General features: G+C 45.9%; 16 protein-coding genes and 1 pseudogene. 13 read left to right on the forward strand and 4 right to left on the reverse strand.

The window, feature by feature from the left end; genetic code table 11:
- Position 1 precedes the first annotated feature (1 nt).
- From QUA10_RS23775 to QUA10_RS23805, 7 genes are all read left to right on the forward strand, one after another.
- Positions 2–904: an Rpn family recombination-promoting nuclease/putative transposase gene (locus QUA10_RS23775; protein WP_333085088.1), complete on the forward strand. Its 903-nt coding sequence runs from the start codon at positions 2–4 to the stop codon at positions 902–904.
- Positions 905–949: 45 nt separating this feature from the next.
- Positions 950–3007 carry a Gldg family protein gene (locus tag QUA10_RS23780; protein ID WP_333085089.1) on the forward strand — a complete coding sequence of 686 codons (2058 nt, stop codon included), beginning with the start codon at positions 950–952 and terminating at the stop codon, positions 3005–3007.
- Positions 3008–3177: 170 nt separating this feature from the next.
- Entirely contained in the window at positions 3178–3843 is a 666-nt protein-coding gene (locus QUA10_RS23785) for a DUF4340 domain-containing protein (RefSeq protein ID WP_333086388.1), read from the forward strand.
- A 256-nt stretch (positions 3844–4099) separates the two neighbouring features.
- Positions 4100–5230 (forward strand): ABC transporter ATP-binding protein, encoded by a 1131-nt coding sequence (locus QUA10_RS23790; protein ID WP_333085091.1) that lies wholly within the window; start codon positions 4100–4102, stop codon positions 5228–5230.
- 200 nt (positions 5231–5430) lie between these two features.
- Entirely contained in the window at positions 5431–6561 is a 1131-nt protein-coding gene (locus QUA10_RS23795; protein WP_333085092.1) for a spermidine/putrescine ABC transporter substrate-binding protein, read from the forward strand.
- Between the two features lie 154 nt (positions 6562–6715).
- Positions 6716–7627, forward strand: coding sequence for an ABC transporter permease (locus QUA10_RS23800; RefSeq protein WP_333085093.1), 912 nt, complete (start codon positions 6716–6718; stop codon positions 7625–7627).
- Between the two features lie 135 nt (positions 7628–7762).
- Positions 7763–8608 (forward strand): ABC transporter permease, encoded by an 846-nt coding sequence (locus QUA10_RS23805; protein ID WP_333085094.1) that lies wholly within the window; start codon positions 7763–7765, stop codon positions 8606–8608.
- Between the two features lie 96 nt (positions 8609–8704).
- Here the strand turns inward: QUA10_RS23805 and QUA10_RS23810 are convergent, their stop codons facing one another.
- Both QUA10_RS23810 and QUA10_RS23815 read right to left on the reverse strand, forming a co-directional pair.
- Complete coding sequence (locus QUA10_RS23810; RefSeq protein WP_333085095.1) at positions 8705–9520, reverse strand: fatty acid desaturase; 816 nt, start codon at positions 9518–9520, stop codon at positions 8705–8707.
- A gap of 361 nt (positions 9521–9881) precedes the next feature.
- Positions 9882–10694 (reverse strand): acyl-CoA desaturase, encoded by an 813-nt coding sequence (locus QUA10_RS23815; protein WP_333085096.1) that lies wholly within the window; start codon positions 10692–10694, stop codon positions 9882–9884.
- A gap of 80 nt (positions 10695–10774) precedes the next feature.
- Between QUA10_RS23815 and QUA10_RS23820 the strand changes: the two genes are divergently transcribed.
- On the forward strand, positions 10775–12007 hold the full coding sequence (locus QUA10_RS23820; protein WP_333041411.1) for a methionine gamma-lyase family protein: 1233 nt from the start codon (positions 10775–10777) through the stop codon (positions 12005–12007).
- Between the two features lie 209 nt (positions 12008–12216).
- On the opposite strand, the gene QUA10_RS23825 is transcribed toward QUA10_RS23820, so the two are convergent.
- Entirely contained in the window at positions 12217–12354 is a 138-nt protein-coding gene (locus tag QUA10_RS23825; protein ID WP_333085097.1) for a hypothetical protein, read from the reverse strand.
- Positions 12344–12976, reverse strand: a complete 633-nt coding sequence (locus QUA10_RS23830; RefSeq protein WP_333085098.1) for a Vat family streptogramin A O-acetyltransferase — start codon at positions 12974–12976, stop codon at positions 12344–12346. Before QUA10_RS23830 ends, QUA10_RS23825 begins: the two co-directional genes overlap by 11 nt.
- A 203-nt stretch (positions 12977–13179) precedes the next feature.
- Between QUA10_RS23830 and QUA10_RS23835 the strand changes: the two genes are divergently transcribed.
- The 5 genes and pseudogenes from QUA10_RS23835 (at position 13180) to QUA10_RS23855 (ending at position 16368) form a co-directional block, all read left to right on the forward strand.
- Positions 13180–13641: a GNAT family N-acetyltransferase gene (locus tag QUA10_RS23835; RefSeq protein ID WP_333085099.1), complete on the forward strand. Its 462-nt coding sequence runs from the start codon at positions 13180–13182 to the stop codon at positions 13639–13641.
- A 49-nt stretch (positions 13642–13690) separates the two neighbouring features.
- On the forward strand, positions 13691–14062 hold the full coding sequence (locus tag QUA10_RS23840) for a DUF2237 domain-containing protein (RefSeq protein ID WP_333041417.1): 372 nt from the start codon (positions 13691–13693) through the stop codon (positions 14060–14062).
- Positions 14063–14175: 113 nt separating this feature from the next.
- Positions 14176–14430 (forward strand): annotated as a pseudogene (locus QUA10_RS23845) (ABC transporter ATP-binding protein); the annotation flags it as partial.
- 410 nt (positions 14431–14840) lie between these two features.
- Positions 14841–15179, forward strand: a complete 339-nt coding sequence (locus QUA10_RS23850) for a hypothetical protein (RefSeq protein WP_333085100.1) — start codon at positions 14841–14843, stop codon at positions 15177–15179.
- A 211-nt stretch (positions 15180–15390) separates the two neighbouring features.
- Positions 15391–16368 carry an alkaline phosphatase D family protein gene (locus QUA10_RS23855; protein WP_333085101.1) on the forward strand — a complete coding sequence of 326 codons (978 nt, stop codon included), beginning with the start codon at positions 15391–15393 and terminating at the stop codon, positions 16366–16368.
- Positions 16369–16379 lie beyond the last annotated feature (11 nt).

The following is a 16379-nucleotide window of genomic DNA, read 5'->3' on the forward strand; positions in this document are numbered from 1 at the left end:
AATGAGATTTATCAATCCCAAAATCGACTTTGCGTTCAAAAAAATATTCGGTTCCAGCGACAGCAAAGACATCCTGATTAATTTTTTAAACGCCATCCTTTATGAAGCAAAGCCGGTCATCGAAGACTTAGAAATAATCGACTCCCAACCAGAACCTCAAACTCTCGGTACCCAAGACACACACCTAGATGTCAAAGCCATAATTAACGGTGGCAGAATCGCCCTAGTTGAACTTCAACTGATAAACGTGCCTTCCTTTGGGAATAGAGTCTTGTACAACGCTGCCAAAAGTTACAGCCAACAATTAACAGGCAAAGAACGCTACGAAAGACTAAAAACAGTAATTTCCTTGAAAATTGCCGACTTTGAAATGTTTGAAAATCAGCCCGAATTTATGTCGCGGTTTGTTTTCCAAGAAAAAGAACAACAGTTTGAGTGTCCAGATACTGAAATAGAATTAGTATTTATCGAGCTGCCAAAATTTAGCAAGGAATTAGCAGAATTAGAAACAACTGCAGATCAATGGATTTACTTTATCGAAAAAACCAGCACTCTGGAGACAGTACCAGAAACACTCAGTGCAGTTCCCGAAATTCAGAAAGCTTTTAGGATTGCCAGGGAGGACAACTTCACTGAGGAAGAATTAAATGAATTGCACAAGCAAGAACTGTGGATTGAAGACCAGCAGATTGCCATAGAGATAGCAAGAGAACAGGTGACAAAAACCGCTCAACTCTCGTTAATATTGCGTCAGCTAGTGCGGCGTTTAGGCACAATACAACCGGAAACCGAAAACTGCATCCGTCAATTAGGCGTAGAGCAATTAGAAGAACTAGGAGATGCCGTGCTGGATTTCAACAAGCCGTCAGATTTAACAGCATGGTTGCAGGCTAATGCGATATAGAATAACATCCTCGACCCGGAAATTTTCCCCTCAATTATTTACGTTATGAAAATTAGCAAAACAAATTGGAAATATGTTTTTTTGCTGGGTCCCCTCCTCATCGCAGCGGGGGTAACAGCAGCACTTGTATCTGGAGTATGGGACCCCCTGACAGTCGGTTTAGTTATTGCCGGAGCAGTGACGATCGCACTTTGGCTGCTATATTTGAGTTACGAACAAAGCTTTTGGGGGCAGCGTTCCACTCAAGCCAGCACCAACGCGCTGATTGCCACCCTCGCCGTCTTTGTGATTCTCGGAGTAATTAACTTCATAGCCGTTCGCTATCCCGTCCGCATCGACTTAACCGAAAGCCAACAATTTACCCTTGCCCCGCAGACTCAACAAATACTGCGAAATTTGCAACAAACAGTCAAAGTTTGGGTATTTGACCCCATCCAAAACCCCCAAATTAAAGAATTGCTGCAAAGCTACAAACGCGAGGGAGGCGAAAAATTCCAATTTGAGTTTGTTGACCCGCAGGCCCAACCTGGAAAAGCGCGGGAATTTAGCATTACCAGCATCGGAGAAGTTTACCTGCAATCCGGCGAGAAAAAACAAGTTCTGCAAAAAGGTGGCACTGCTTTTGGTAGCGACCCAAATCAAGGTCTTTCAGAGATAAAACTGACCAATGCCTTAGAAGAAATCCTGACCACTCGCGTTGCTACAGTTTACTTTTTGCAAGGCAAAGGAGCCCGCCCGATAAAGGAAGGTCAAGGCGGAATTCAGCAAGCTGAAAAAGCTTTGAAAGATAAATACTACAAGGTCCAAACGCTGAATTTGACCGAACGCAAAGAAGTGCCAGAAGATGCAGATGCTTTAATCATTCCTGGGCCGGACAAACCGTTTTCCGATACAGAAATTAAAGCACTAAGAGCTTATCTCGATCGCGGCGGCAGTTTATTGTTAATGGTAGACCCGGCAATTGATACGGGATTGGGCAAATTGCTGGAAGAATGGGGCGTAAAACTAGACGCCCGTTTGGCCATCGATGCTTCGGGCACTGGTCAAAGATTTGGCCTGGGCCCTACGGTTCCCACAGTCAGGCGCTACGGCGAACATCCGATTACTCAAAGTTTTGGCAACGGTATTTCATTTTATCCATTTGCGCGTGCTATGGAAACCTCGCCAGTACAAGGGATAGAGGAAAAACCACTGATTTGGACGAGTCAGGAAAGTTGGGCGGAAAGCGATTTGACGACTAAGAAATTGGAGTTTGATCAGAAGACCGATCGACAAGGCCCGCTATTATTAGGTGTAGCTTTAGTTCGATCGTCCACTGACAGCACTCCCTTAAAGCCCTCACCTTCACCAACACCAACTTCGCCCTCGCCTTCACCCCAAGCATCACCGGCAACGCCATCGCCTTCACCCCAAGCATCGCCGACAACTTCCCCATTGCCGACAACTTCACCATCGCCGACAACTTCCCCATCGCCGACAACTTCCCCATCGCCAACAACTTCCCCATCGCCGACCGACTCGCCATCGCCGACAACTTCGCCATCACCGACAGATTCACCCTCACCGACAACTTCCCCATCGCCGACAACTTCCCCATCACCGACAGATTTACCATCACCGACAACTTCGCCCACAGCTTCCCCAATCAGCTATTCAGTGATTGTCTCGCAAGAAGCTACGCCTCCAGCATTACCGACGACTTCGCCAACACCGGCAGCATCTCCCACAGCATCTCCCCCAGAATCGGCAGAAAGTTCGCCAACACCAACACCCGCAGCATCTCCCACAGCATCTCCCACTCCAACCGCAACTCCTTCCGCGCCTTCAACTCCTAGAAAAACATCGCGAATGGTAGTAATTGGCACATCTCAATTTGTGACTAACGGTTGGTTTGACCAACAACTCAATAGCGACGTGTTTCTCAATTCAGTCAGTTGGTTGAGTAAACCAGACCAGCAAAGCTTTTCTATCAGTCCGAAAAAAGCTACTAACCGCCGCATTAACATGACTGCCCTCCAAGTAGGATTGCTGGTGTTAGCTTGGCTAATGTGGCCTTTACTCGGACTGGGAATTGGCGGCGCTATCTGGTGGAAGAGAAGATAAGTTAGTTGACTGTTGACTGTTGACTGTTGTCAGTTGTCACTGGGCAATTGTCAGTTGTCATTTGTTAATCCTTTGCTGTGGCTAATAACAAATAACCAATAACATTAATCAACAGTCAACAATGCCCCATGCCCCATGCCCCATGCCCCATGCCCCATGCCCCATGCCCCATGCCCCATGCCCAATTCGCTGTTACTATGAAATTGCAGAAAAATACATTAGTATTGATAGCCGTCGCGTTGAGCATGACTGGGTTGGTTGCTTTGTTCGAGATGCAAGTATCTCCGAAACAGGAAGCCGCTAAGGAAGAAAAACAGAAAATTTTTGCTTTTAACTCCGAGCGCATACAATTCTTTACAGTCAAAACTCCCGAAAAAATATTGACTTTTGAACGAGTTTATGCTACAAAAGGAGGCAAGTCTAGCTGGGAAATGAAATTGCCAGTGCAAGCACAGGCGAGTCAGGCATCGGTGGATTTTTTGCTCGACAGACTGGCAACAGGAAAGAGCGATCGCACGATTAATACTACTGCTGCTCAACTGCCAGAATTCGGTCTCGACGAACCCCAAGCTACAGTCACAGTAAAACTGGACAACCAGGAAACTCACCGCCTAGTTTTAGGCAAAACAGACTTTAGCGGCCGCTTCTTGTACGCTCAAGCCAATCCGCCGGAAGCGCCCTCTCAAAATTCCGCCCAAAATTTGCCCGTGCTGCTAGTGCCTTTTGACTTTAAAAATGCAGTCCAGCGACCTTTGTCAGAGTGGAAAAAAGCAGAAGAACCCAAAACAGAGAAACCGCAAAAACCCTCTCCCACGCCAAGTCCTGAGAATAAATAGATGCCCAGTTGATCTGAGATGTTGCACCATTCTCAATCAGCCTTTTATGAACAGGCAAGATGCCTGTTTCACAAAGAGTGAATTTTCTTCTGAAACAGGCCCGAAAGCCTGTTGCTGACAATGGTGCACTCTGGGATAGAATTTAAAGAACAAATCCCAAAACCTGTTACATCCAACATTCCTCACCTAAAATACAGAAAAGTCTAAACTTAAACTGTATTTAAGTGGCGTGCATTACCCCCAGGAAAGGGCGAATATGTTTCAGACAGCACTCAACCAAGGTACGACAGCAACGGATACAGCGCTTGACGTTGAACTCCGCAAGGTATTTAAGGTATTTAATGGCGAAACCGCAGTCCGCGGAGTAGACCTCAACATCCGCCAAGGAGAATTTTTTAGCATCCTCGGGCCGAGTGGCTGCGGCAAGACTACGACGCTGCGCTTAATCGCTGGGTTCGAGACTCCCTCGGCGGGCGAATTGATGATTCGTGGCCAGTCGATGACCAACACTCCAGCTTACCGCCGTCCGGTAAATACTGTGTTTCAAAGCTATGCTTTGTTCGGACACATGAATGTCTGGGACAATATCGCTTTTGGATTGCGGATCAAAAAGCTGGGTAAAGCAGAAATTGAAGAACGGGTACGGGAAGTTTTGCAATTGGTGAAAATGGAATCTTTCGCCAACAGGTTTCCCGGTCAAATGTCGGGCGGCCAGCAGCAGCGGGTGGCTTTGGCGAGAGCTCTGGTAAATAGACCGGCGGTTTTGCTGCTGGACGAACCTCTGGGTGCCCTGGATTTGAAGTTGCGGAAGCAGATGCAGTTGGAACTGTCGAATTTGCATCAAGAATTGGGTTTGACTTTTGTGATGGTGACTCACGACCAAGAAGAGGCGATGAGTCTGTCTGACCGAATTGCGGTGATGCACGAGGGGAGGATTGAGCAAATTGGCTCTCCTGAAGAAATTTATGAATGTCCGCAGACGGCTTTTGTGGCCGATTTTATTGGCGATACGAATTTGTTTGCTGGTACGGTAGAATCGATCGACCGATCGACTATCACAGTTCGCACATCAGCCAATCTGAAAATAGTCGTTCAGCAGTCGGATATGTGGAATGGTGTCACAGGCGACTCTGTTGTAGTAAGCGTTCGGCCGGAAAAAGTTTATTTGAATCTCTACCAGCCGGAAGTGTCGGTCAACTGTTTTGAAGGGCGGCTCAAAAATACTATGTACATGGGCACGCACGTTCATTACGTGGTTGAGTTGGCGTCGGGCGATAAAATTACTGTGCGCCAGCCAAATACCGGCGGGTCTTTCCCAGATCCGCACACGCCCATTTACGCTTATTGGGGAACTACTGATTGTCTCGCTTTGACCGATCGGAATTAGTCAGTTGGCAGTTGGCAGTTGGTAGTTGGTATTAGTCATTAGTCATTAGTCATTGGTTATTAGTTGGTGGTTGGTTTTCCTAACCAATAACATAGGACTATTCTCAATTCCCGATTACAAATGCCCAATTACCAATTCCCCAATCTTCAATCTCCAAATCTAAAATCTAAAATCTAAAATCTAAAATCTAAAATCGAACTGTGCCTCCGACTAACTTACCAATTTCCAGGATTTCCCCGGCTAATTCTACACGCCGTCAGTTCCTAAAAAATTCGGCGGCGACAATTTCCGGGTTAGCTGTTTCGAGTTGTGGCTGGCGACTTGCAGACGTACAATCCGCTCCTCCTGTCAAAGGTGCTGCCGACCAACTTTTCATCTATACTTGGGCAGGCTATACCGATAACGCTTTGCTCGATCGCTTTGCCGAAAAAACCGGCATTCGCGTAGTGGCAGACGTGTTTAGCTCCAACGAAGAGATGCTGGCGAGAGTTCAAGCCGGTGGCGCCCGCGCCTACAGCATCATTTACCCATCTGACTACATGGTGGTTCAAATGACGGAACTCGGGCTGTTGAGCCCATTAGACCACTCGATTTTGGGCGGACTCGATCGGCTCAAAAAACAGTTCCAAAACCCTGTCTATGACCCAGGAAACCGCTACAGCGTGCCTTTGAGTTGGGGAACAACAGGCTTAATTTACAACAGCGAACAACTCAAAGAAGAGCCTGAAGATTGGGACTATTTGTGGCAGCACAAACAGGAGTTAGCAAAGCGAATGACGCTGGCGAGTGATGTTCGAGAAGTCATGGGCGCTGCGTTGCGGATGCTGGGCTATTCTCTGAATTCTACGAACCAAGAGCAAGTTAAACAAGCTTACGAAAAGTTGGTGGAACTCAAACCTGCGATCGCATCTTTTACTACTGATGCTTGGCGGCCTCAAATGCTGACGGGGGATTTGAAAGTAGCTATGTGTTATTCTTCTGATGCTAATGAAGTAATTGCAGATAACGATAAATTGAAGTATGTCGTCCCCAAAAGCGGTTCTTCTCTGTGGACTGACACTTTAGTAATTCCTCAAGGTGCTCCCAATCCCGAAGCAGCTTATAAATGGATTAACTTTCTCCTGCAAGCCGATGTCGCTGCTTCTTTAGTAGAACGGCTCAGTTTTTCAACTCCTTCGGAAGATGCTTTTAGTTTGTTGACGCCGGAAGTCCGCGAAAACGAGATTCTTTTCCCTTCGGAAGATATTTTGAAAAAGTGCGAAGGTGTGGCTCCGGTAGGGAAATTTATGGAAGTGTACGATCGCTATTGGACTCAATTAACCAGCGGCTAATCATCAAACATAGGGCGGGTTTTACACGCAATCTCTAATTATAACCCAATATTTACAAAAACTCGCCCCCGCACAGCATATCGCCCAGTCTATCCGTATTATATCCGCGTTAATCCGCGTTAATCAGCGGTTAAAAACTCAAAAAAATTGATCTATGGCTGTTTCAACTAGAACTCCCCCTCCTATTCCTCCCAATTCTCCATTGAAGGCTGAAACTGTTTCCCCCTGGTCTGCTTGGGCAGGACCACTGGCATTGTTGGGCCCTTCTGGCTTGTTGCTGCTTTTATTATTAGTCATACCAACCCTGGTGATTTTTCAGCTTAGTTTGGTGCCGAATATTAAGCCAGGAGATTTGGTGAATCCTTCGGGAATCGGCAATTACCTGCGAGTGTTTGAGCCGCTGAATTTACAGGTGATGGGTCGATCGCTTTTTTTCGCAACGGGGACTACTATTCTGTGTCTGCTACTGGGATTTCCCGTCGCTTACTGGATCGCCCTCAATGTCTCGAAAAAGTGGCGGAATTTAACTTTGTTAGGCTTTGTATTGCCGCTGTGGACTTCTTCGCTTTTGCGATCGTATGCTTGGATCACAATTCTGCGTCCTACGGGGGTTCTCAACTCGCTGCTGGCACTTGTAGGCATTCCTCCTCTGGAATTGCTTAATCAAAGTTCCGCAGTTTTAATCGGCATGGCTTACAGTTATTTGCCTTATATCGTGACCATTCTCTACGCTTCTTTGGAAAAGTTAGACCGCAGGTTGCTAGAAGCATCTCAGGATTTGGGCGCGAATCCAGTGGAAACTTTCTGGAAAGTCACAGTACCTCAGACGATGCCGGGAATTGCTGCGGGTTCTTTGCTAGTATTTATTAGCAGTTTGGGCGATTTTGTCGATCCGGAGTTGCTCGGTGGAGCTTCGAGTATGACCGCAGCTCGTTTGATTTACAATCAGTTTTTGGGGGCGACTCAAAATTGGGGGCTGGGTTCGGCTCTGAGTATGGTATTAATCTTTGCAGTGAGTATCGGAATTGCCCTTTTGCTCAAATATGGCGATCGTAATGCAGTTTAGGATGTTTAAGGAAGAAGGAAGTTCGGCAACGGATTATATAACCGATGTAACGGATGTGACGGATGTCAGTCCGATGGAAGAAGGAAGAAAACAATCCTAACGAATTAACAATTACCAATTACCGATTACCGAGAAATGGAAAAGACAGCCGAAAATCCACAGGAGGAAATACAAGCCGATATGTACTTAAAACCTAAATTTAAGATTTCTTGGCAGGTGATATTTGCCGTTGTGATGTTTTTTTATATGTACCTGCCCATCCTGGTACTCACATTTTACAGCTTTAACAAATCGCGTTTTAGCGCCGGCTGGGAAGGATTTACTTTAGATTGGTACGTTAAATTATTTAGCGATACGCGGATTTTAGTTGCCCTGAGAAACAGTTTAACAGTTGCTGTTTGTGCAGTTGCAATCTCGGCCGTACTTGGCACTTTGATGGCCGTTGGTTTAGCCCGCTACCGCTTTCCTGGCAAGAGTTTATATCAGGGAGTCTCCTACTTGCCGATTATTATTCCAGATATTGCGACCGCAGTTGCTACTCTGGTATTTTTAGCGGCGCTGGCTATTCCTCTGAGTTTGTGGACAATTGTCGCCGCTCACATTGTGTTTTGTCTGGCTTACATCGCCCTAGCTGTTTCTACTAGATTGGCCGATTTAAACCCGTATTTAGAAGAGGCTGCCTTGGATTTGGGTGCAACGCCTGTTGAAGCTTTTATTCAGGTTTTGCTCCCTCAATTAATACCCGGAATTGTTTCTGGTTGTCTGTTGTCTTTTGTCCTCAGCATGGACGATTTTTTGATTGCGAGTTTTACCGCAGGTAGCGGGACTACAACTCTGCCGATGGAAATTTTTAGCCGGATTCGGACTGGAGTAAAACCGGATATTAATGCTTTGAGCGTACTCTTGATAGTAGGTTCGGGAGGATTGGCTTTTTTAGCGGAATATTTGCGTGGCCGGGGCGAGCAAAAACGGGCTCATTAGGCAGTGGGCAGTTGACAATTGGCAGTTGACAGTTGGTTATTTGTGAGTTGTACCAATGCCCCATGCCATATGCCCCATGCCCCATTCCCCATGCTGCTACTTGGCTGGTAATTTCACTTTAGTAGCCAAACCTAGTGCTTCCAAAACTTGAATTGTCATCCAAGTGAAGTCAATTTCCCACCATTTCATACCGTGACGCGCAGAGTATTGAAAAGCGTGGTGGTTGTTGTGCCAGCCTTCGCCGTAAGTCAAAACCGCAACCCACCAACAGTTAGTAGAACTATCTTCCGTTTCGTAAGTGCGATACCCAAATTTGTGAGTGGCGCTGTTAACAAACCAAGTGCAATGATATACCGCAACTAAGCGGACAAAAATTACCCAAACTACAAAAGGCCAGCCTGCTGCTAAGTAAAGCAAGACGCCAAAGGCGATTTGAATTGGCAAAAAGTAATTTTGCAAAAATTGATAAAACGGGTCGCTTGAAATGTCTTTTGTGCAGCGAGAAATTTCAGCGTGAGCTGGACCTTTATATAGCATCCAGCCGATGTGACTCCACCAAAAACCCTTTTGGGCATTGTGAGGGTCGAGCGCATTTTGGTCAGAGTTGGTGTGGTGCAATCGGTGCAGCCCAACCCAATCAATTATTCCTCCTTGACAGGCAAGGGCTCCGCAAAATGCTAGAAAGTATTCTACGAATTTTGGTGTCTGAAAACTGCGGTGGGTGAGCATTCGATGCCATCCGAGAGTTATTCCCAAACCGCCGGTTATCCAATGCATGAATACTGTTAAACCAACTGCTGTCCAATTGAAGTTACTGGGTAGCAGTGCGAACAAAGCGCCGATATGAAGTCCTGCTAAACTAATAACGTGCTTCCAATTGTATTGGAGTTTTTCTTGCGTTGCAATTGTCATTCTCTTTTTGATTTCTGATGAGATGCCGAGCTGAATTCACGCATACAAGTTTTGATTGAGGTAGTGAACTGTTTTGTTGAACACTTGCCCAAACTAATAAATAATGAATGAATGATAGATTTTGGATTAGAATTGAAAAAATTTACCGTTTTGTCTTAACAATAAAAATTTTGGATGCTAAACAAAATTTTTTGTTCCCAAATCTATTATAACTGATTCTGGTTTTGGTTGGGTCGATCGCACTAGATGATTCGAGCTTACTTCAACCCAACCTATACCGCTCGCAAAAACAGGATGAGGCATTGGTCACGAGCCATTAGTCCAGAACTGATGACCGACAACCCATGACTCATTGCCCATGCTATTTTTCTGCTAATTTCACTTTGGTTGCCAAACCAAGTGCTTGCAGCAGTTGAATTGTCATCCAGGTGAAGTCGATTTCCCACCATTCGAGACCGTGGCGCGCCGAGTATTGAAAGGCGTGGTGGTTATTGTGCCAGCCTTCGCCGTAGGTGAGCAGGGCAACCCACCAGCAGTTGGTCGAGCGGTCGCCCGACTCGTAGGTGCGGTAGCCAAATTTGTGGGTAGCGCTGTTAACAAGCCAAGTGCAGTGGAACACCACCACGATCCGCATAAACACGCCCCACACCACGAAAGACCAGCCGCCTAATAAATAAAGCAACACACCGAAGACGACTTGGATGGGGATAAAATATGCTTGGAGAAACTTGTATACTGGGTCGTCGCCGATGTCTTTAGTAAAGCGGGGGATTTCCACTCTGATCGGCAGATCCGAGAGCATCCAGCCCATGTGGCTCCACCAGAAGCCTTGATTGGAATCGTGGGGATCTGTTTCGGTGTCGGAATGTATGTGGTGTAACCGGTGCATTCCTACCCAGTCGATCGGGCCACCTTCACAGGAAAGGGTACCGCAAATAACTAGAAAATACTCTAGCCATTTCGGTGTTTGAAAACTGCGGTGGGTGACGAGGCGGTGATATCCGAGAGTAATTCCTAAACCACCTGTTACCCAATGCAGGAAGACTGCTAGCCCGACCGCAGACCAGCTAAAATTACCCGGCAGCAAAGCAAATAAAGCACCGATGTGCAGAAAGGCCATAAAGCCTACGACAGGCCAATCAGGAGAAGTTTTTTTGGAAGTTGCAATCGTCATGAATATATTATGTTTACAAACTAGGGGCCGCATCTACGCCATAATGAACAGCGCGCACGCAAAGGGTGAGCGAGGTATAGATGAATAGCGTTTCACGGCTACAGGAAGCAGAACAGGCACTCTTTCAGATTTTTTCTGGTATTGACACTACAGTCAAGCAAAATCTTCAACGAGTCTTAAAAGCTTTTCGCAGCCACCGGGTTGGAGTCCACCATTTTGCAGGGGTTACGGGTTACGGCCACGATGATTTGGGTCGGGAGACTTTGGACGGGGTGTTTGCCGAAGTGGTAGGGGCCCAGGCCGCGGCTGTCCGGGTACAGTTTGTTTCGGGTACTCACGCGATCGCCTGTGCTCTTTTTGGCATCCTGCGTCCTGGTGACGAAATGTTGGCAGTGGCTGGTTCTCCCTACGATACTTTAGAAGAAGTGATCGGCTTGCGGGGGCAAGGTCAAGGTTCACTGCTTGAGTTTGGCATTAGTTACCGTGAGTTGCCTCTAACTCGCGAAGGAAGTTTGGATTGGCAGGCATTGAGCTCTACTATTTCAGCAAAGACTCGCCTGGTTTTTATCCAGCGCTCTTGCGGCTATTCTTGGCGGTCGAGTTTGTCTATTTCTGAGATTGAAAAAATCGTCGCCATAGTCAAACATCAGAATCCTAACACAATTTGCTTTGTTGATAATTGTTACGGGGAGTTTGTGGATGATTGCGAACCTACTGCTGTGGGTGCGGATCTGATGGCTGGTTCTTTAATCAAAAATCCGGGGGGTACGATCGTCCCTGCTGGCGGTTACGTTGCTGGGAGGGCTGATTTGGTGGAGGCGGCAACTTGTCGCTTGACCGCGCCGGGAATCGGCAGCAGCGGCGGCGCAACTTTTGATTTGAATCGGCTGCTTTTTCAAGGTTTGTTTATGGCTCCCGGTTGTGTGGGGGAGGCGATGAAGGGCAATCATTTGACGGCTTATGTTTTTTATAAGTTGGGTTATCGAGTGAATCCTATGCCTTTGGCCAGAAGACGAGATGTGATTCAGGCGATCGAATTCGGTTCTGCTGATAAGTTAATTGCTTTTTGTCGGGCTGTTCAGCAAAATTCCCCCGTCGGTTCCTATTTAGATCCGGTGCCGGCTCCGATGCACGGGTATGAAAGTCAGTTGGTGATGGCTGGGGGTACTTTTATTGATGGGAGTACGTCGGAGTTTTCGGCTGACGGGCCTCTGCGGGAGCCTTACGTGGCTTTTTGTCAGGGGGGGACTCATTGGACTCATGTATCGATCGCTCTTGAGGATGCGATCGAGGCTGTGGGCCCAGCTAAGTAAGTTGTAGGGGCGGTGCGGTATGGGGGAACCCTGGATTTGCATGGTGATTTTTGGGGATTTTTTGACCACGAATTTCAAAGGTGGTACCCGCCACGTGATTTATCCGTGGAATCAATCCAAAATCTAAAATCCTCAAGCCCCCGCATTTATCCGTGGGGTCGCCTCTAAAATCTCAAATCTAAAATCGATTGACCGCAGATGCAGGCAGATTAACGCTGATGAACGCAGATTAGAAGATGTATCCGGGGTCGGCTGCTGGGAGTGGGTTCGCCTTCGATCGCACCGGAACCGGTACACAGCATTAAAGCTAAAATTAATATGGCTGTATTTGCGAGTTTACTCGGCATTTTTGAGGGCTTGAATATCGCCTTGCATAATGATGCTGACATTGCGCGAAATCTTGTCGATTTCCCACTCCCACCACCGAATTTCTAATAGTTGTGCTACTTCAGAATCGCTAAAACGCTGTTTGATTGGATGGGCCGGATTTCCACCGACAACTGTGTAAGCGGGAATGTCTTTTACTACAACGGATTTGGCGGCTATGACGGCACCGTCGCCGATTTTGACTCCGGGCATAATCAGGGATTCATAGCCGATCCAAACATCATTGCCAATGACGGTATCGCCTTTACTTGGCAGTTCCATTACTAAATTCATGGCTGTTTCCCAACCATTACCAAAAACCGGAAAAGGATAAGTTGAAATGCCGTCTAGTTTGTGATTTGCACCGTTCATTATGAATTTGACGTTGGTGGCGATCGCACAAAATTTGCCAATTATTAATCGGTCGTTTCCGTAGTTATAAAGTACATTTTTTTCAAAGTTTTCTGGATCTATTGGATCGTCGTAATATGAGTAATCGCCGATGATAATGTTGGGGGATTTAATAAAGTTTTTGATGAAGCATACGCGCCGCTGATCGGCCATCGGATAAGGTCGGTTTGGATCGGGCCCAATTTCTGTCATAAGTTTCAATCCTTAAAGGTTCGCAGTCAGGAATTTATTAAATATCACATAGTAGTAGAGTTGTCAAGGGCTGGGCGAGAAATTTTTGGTTGATCGCCCTGCAAGAAATAAGACAAAATGGTAAAAGCCAACATCCATTCGTGTGGCGAAGCTGTTAAAAATCCCAAATTAATATTAAACAACCGATCACAGTGAGATAATTTATGAGAGTACGAACCTACGAAATCGGTGATACCCAACAAATTGTAAAACTGTTTTACGACACCATACATGAAGTAAACATCCGAGATTACACACAAGCACAAGTAGATGCTTGGGCACCAGCAGAGATGGATATCGAAAGTTGGACTAAAAGTTTAAGCAGTAAATTTACTTTTGTAGCAGAAGAGGGCGATCAAATTGCAGGTTTTGGGGAATTAGAAGCAAGCGGCCATATCGATTGCTTTTTCTGTCATCAAGATTTTCAAAGACAAGGAGTCGGCAGGCTAATTTTAAAACAAATTGAGTCAAAAGCCAAAGACTTAGGAATTAACAAGTTATTTGCCGAAGCCAGCATTACAGCTCGACCTTTTTTTGAAAGCCAGGGATTTATTGTGATTAGAAAACAAGAAGTAGAATGCAGAGGACAAAAACTCATCAACTTTGCCATGGAAAAAAATATATAAACAACGATTTGTGTAAAATTAGATCCAAGTGTTTTACTGAGGAGTTGCGATGGTGACGGAAGCTACAAATGTGCTGGGCGGAAAGTTAGAGACTTGCTGCACTTCGCCCATGACAGGATATTATCGGGACGGCAAATGCAATACAGGTGGTGGCGACTTTGGGGCTCACACTGTTTGTGCTCAACTGACAGAAGAGTTTTTGCAATTCACTAAATCGAATGGAAATGATTTGAGCACTCCGGTTCCCGAATTTAATTTTCCCGGTTTGAAGCCTGGGGATTGTTGGTGTTTGTGTGCTTCTCGCTGGAAGGAAGCAATGGATGCAGGTGTTGCGCCGCCTGTGGTTTTGGCTGCGACTCACGCCTTGACTTTGGAATACGTTTCTTTGGATGAATTGAAGCAGCACGCTGCTGATTTGTAGGAGGATATTGGTGTGCGATCGCTTTTAGTCAATAAGGGCGATCGTCTTTTTCTGATGAACATCAAGTCAATGGATTTGAGATTTGAGATCGATCGCCACTCAAATATTTAAGTGCGATCGCTCGTCATTTCGAGGTTTTACTATTAGATTAACCTACGGCTTTACTCGATCCTGATTCTCAGTTAGATTTGGTGCCGGCGGTGCAGCGTTTGGTCAAAAATTGCGGGCTGACGGCTTTGTGGGTGACTCACCGTTTGGATAAGTTGAATTATTGCGATCGGGCTTTTTTGTTGGAGAAGTGTGAAGTGCTCGCTCGGGGCGATGCACCAAGGTTAAAGCAGCGGTTGATGCAAATTCAGGAAGTTTAGTCGCTGAAGTTTGGCCAGAATTAGCGATCGCATTTCATCGGATGTGATATTAATATTAAAGGTAAAATAAGGATGACTAAAGGGACTTAGACAAAAACTGAAGCCATTTTGGCTTGAAACGCAGATAGAGAAATACTTTTAGCTCGAATGGGTCTTAACCTAGTTATACCAAGGGTTTTAGACATTTTTAGGTGATCTATTTCTTTCCATTCCCTAGAGAGGGTTTCAGCTTTTAAAGGGGCTGGAAAATGTTTAAGTCCCACTACAAAGCTGGCTGTGTAAGTCTTCTTCCTTATTCCTTCTTTCTTCTACTTAACGATCGCGATCGCAACACTGCATAATCCTGTATAATTCTGTGAAGGCTATTTTGAGCCACCAGGGTCATTCAACAAAACTTCATATTTTTCCTTATGTTAGACGCTAAAACTCTATTTCAGGAAACCTACTATCTGGCTAAAAACCCAGAGGTAGCAGCCGCTCTAGCCAAAGGGAACTTCCAAAACGGATTTGAACACTTCACCCAATTCGGTCAATTTGAGGGTCGCAACCCTAGCGCCCTATTCGATACTAATTATTATCTCCTGAATAACCCTGATGTTGCCACCGCTGTCAACAGCAAAGCTACCACAGCAATACAACACTTCATTAATTTTGGAGAATCAGAAGGCCGCAATCCTAGCCCATTCTATAACAACAGCTATTATCTAGGGAAAAAATCTCGATGTTGCTGCGGCTGTCGATCGCGATGAAATTACTGGTATTGGTCACTTCATCCAATTTGGTGAATCGGAAAACCGCAGTCCTAGCCCTTTATATAACGATAGCTATTATCTGGCAAAAAACCCAGATATTACTGCTGCTGTTGAGCGCGACGAACTCACTGGCATTGAACACTTTATCAATTTTGGTGCTGCTGAAGGGCGAGATGTCACCCCATTTATTAAGTCTGGTGACTCAACCTTGCCAAATGGCGTTGCTTCTGGAGATACCACCCAAACTTCAACGGTTTTGTTGACTCGCAGCACAGTTCTTGGTAATGTTGTCTTTGAATACTCCACAGATCCAAATTTCGGTAACAGTCTCGGTACGATCGCGAAAACAGTCACCGATATTACCGTACCGGTGAAAGCCGAACTGACGAATTTAAAGCCTGGTACTCAATATTTTTATCGAGTGCGTGATGCCGCTGGCACTTCAGCAGTTGGGCAATTCCGCACTGCGGCTGAATTGGGAAGTCGCAAAGGTTTACGATTTGGAGTAGCAGGCGACTGGCAAGGTCAACTTACTCCTTTCCCCGCTATTTCCAATGCGCCGGAACGCAATCTCGACTTTTTTGTTCGCATCGGCGACTCCGCTTATGTAGACGATCTATCCCCAGATTTGCCAGGAGTCAGACAACCTAAAACTTTTGAAGAGTTTAGCACCAAATACAACGAAGTCTATTCTCAGCGTTATGGCCTCAATACTTGGGGTGATTTGGAGGCTTCTACCAGCATCTATTCTAGCTGGGATGACCACGAACTCACGAATGATTTTGCTGGGGGTGCAACACCTGCTGAGTCGCCGCAAAAAGAGGGGATTTTCGGGACGGGGGGAGGCTTTGTCAATGATACATCGGTATTTGATAAAGCTTTACAAGCATTTCAAGCTTACAACCCCCTGCGAAATGATTTTTACAGCAATACGGGCGATCCTCGTACTGCTAACGAGCAGAAACTTTATCGCTATAATACCTTCGGCAGTGATGCAGCTACATTTGTGTTAGACTTGCGCTCTTTCCGAGATAATTCTTTGAAAAGTATTCCAGAAACTTCCGACCAGGCTACTGTTAATAAGTTTCTCAATGATGCCTTTACGCCCAATCGCACGATGTTATACCAATTCTCCAAAATTATGCTACAGTATTTAGTGCCGATAGAATATAATCCCATCCCGTGATAGATGCGATT

This window comes from Microcoleus sp. Pol8_D6 (assembly GCF_036700965.1).
In the GTDB taxonomy this organism is placed as follows: Bacteria; Cyanobacteriota; Cyanobacteriia; order Cyanobacteriales; family Microcoleaceae; genus Microcoleus.

Coding starts and splice junctions, on each gene's coding strand:
- QUA10_RS23810 (WP_333085095.1), bottom strand. CDS start 9,520: ATGACAATTGCAACGCAAGAAAAACTCCAATACAATTGGAAGCACGTT.
- QUA10_RS23840 (WP_333041417.1), top strand. CDS start 13,691: ATGGTGACGGAAGCTACAAATGTGCTGGGCGGAAAGTTAGAGACTTGC.
- QUA10_RS23825 (WP_333085097.1), bottom strand. CDS start 12,354: ATGCCGAGTAAACTCGCAAATACAGCCATATTAATTTTAGCTTTAATG.
- QUA10_RS23790 (WP_333085091.1), top strand. CDS start 4,100: ATGTTTCAGACAGCACTCAACCAAGGTACGACAGCAACGGATACAGCG.
- QUA10_RS23775 (WP_333085088.1), top strand. CDS start 2: ATGAGATTTATCAATCCCAAAATCGACTTTGCGTTCAAAAAAATATTC.
- QUA10_RS23830 (WP_333085098.1), bottom strand. CDS start 12,976: ATGACAGAAATTGGGCCCGATCCAAACCGACCTTATCCGATGGCCGAT.
- QUA10_RS23820 (WP_333041411.1), top strand. CDS start 10,775: ATGAATAGCGTTTCACGGCTACAGGAAGCAGAACAGGCACTCTTTCAG.
- QUA10_RS23800 (WP_333085093.1), top strand. CDS start 6,716: ATGGCTGTTTCAACTAGAACTCCCCCTCCTATTCCTCCCAATTCTCCA.
- QUA10_RS23815 (WP_333085096.1), bottom strand. CDS start 10,694: ATGACGATTGCAACTTCCAAAAAAACTTCTCCTGATTGGCCTGTCGTA.
- QUA10_RS23805 (WP_333085094.1), top strand. CDS start 7,763: ATGGAAAAGACAGCCGAAAATCCACAGGAGGAAATACAAGCCGATATG.
- QUA10_RS23850 (WP_333085100.1), top strand. CDS start 14,841: ATGTTAGACGCTAAAACTCTATTTCAGGAAACCTACTATCTGGCTAAA.
- QUA10_RS23785 (WP_333086388.1), top strand. CDS start 3,178: ATGCCCCATGCCCAATTCGCTGTTACTATGAAATTGCAGAAAAATACA.
- QUA10_RS23780 (WP_333085089.1), top strand. CDS start 950: ATGAAAATTAGCAAAACAAATTGGAAATATGTTTTTTTGCTGGGTCCC.
- QUA10_RS23835 (WP_333085099.1), top strand. CDS start 13,180: ATGAGAGTACGAACCTACGAAATCGGTGATACCCAACAAATTGTAAAA.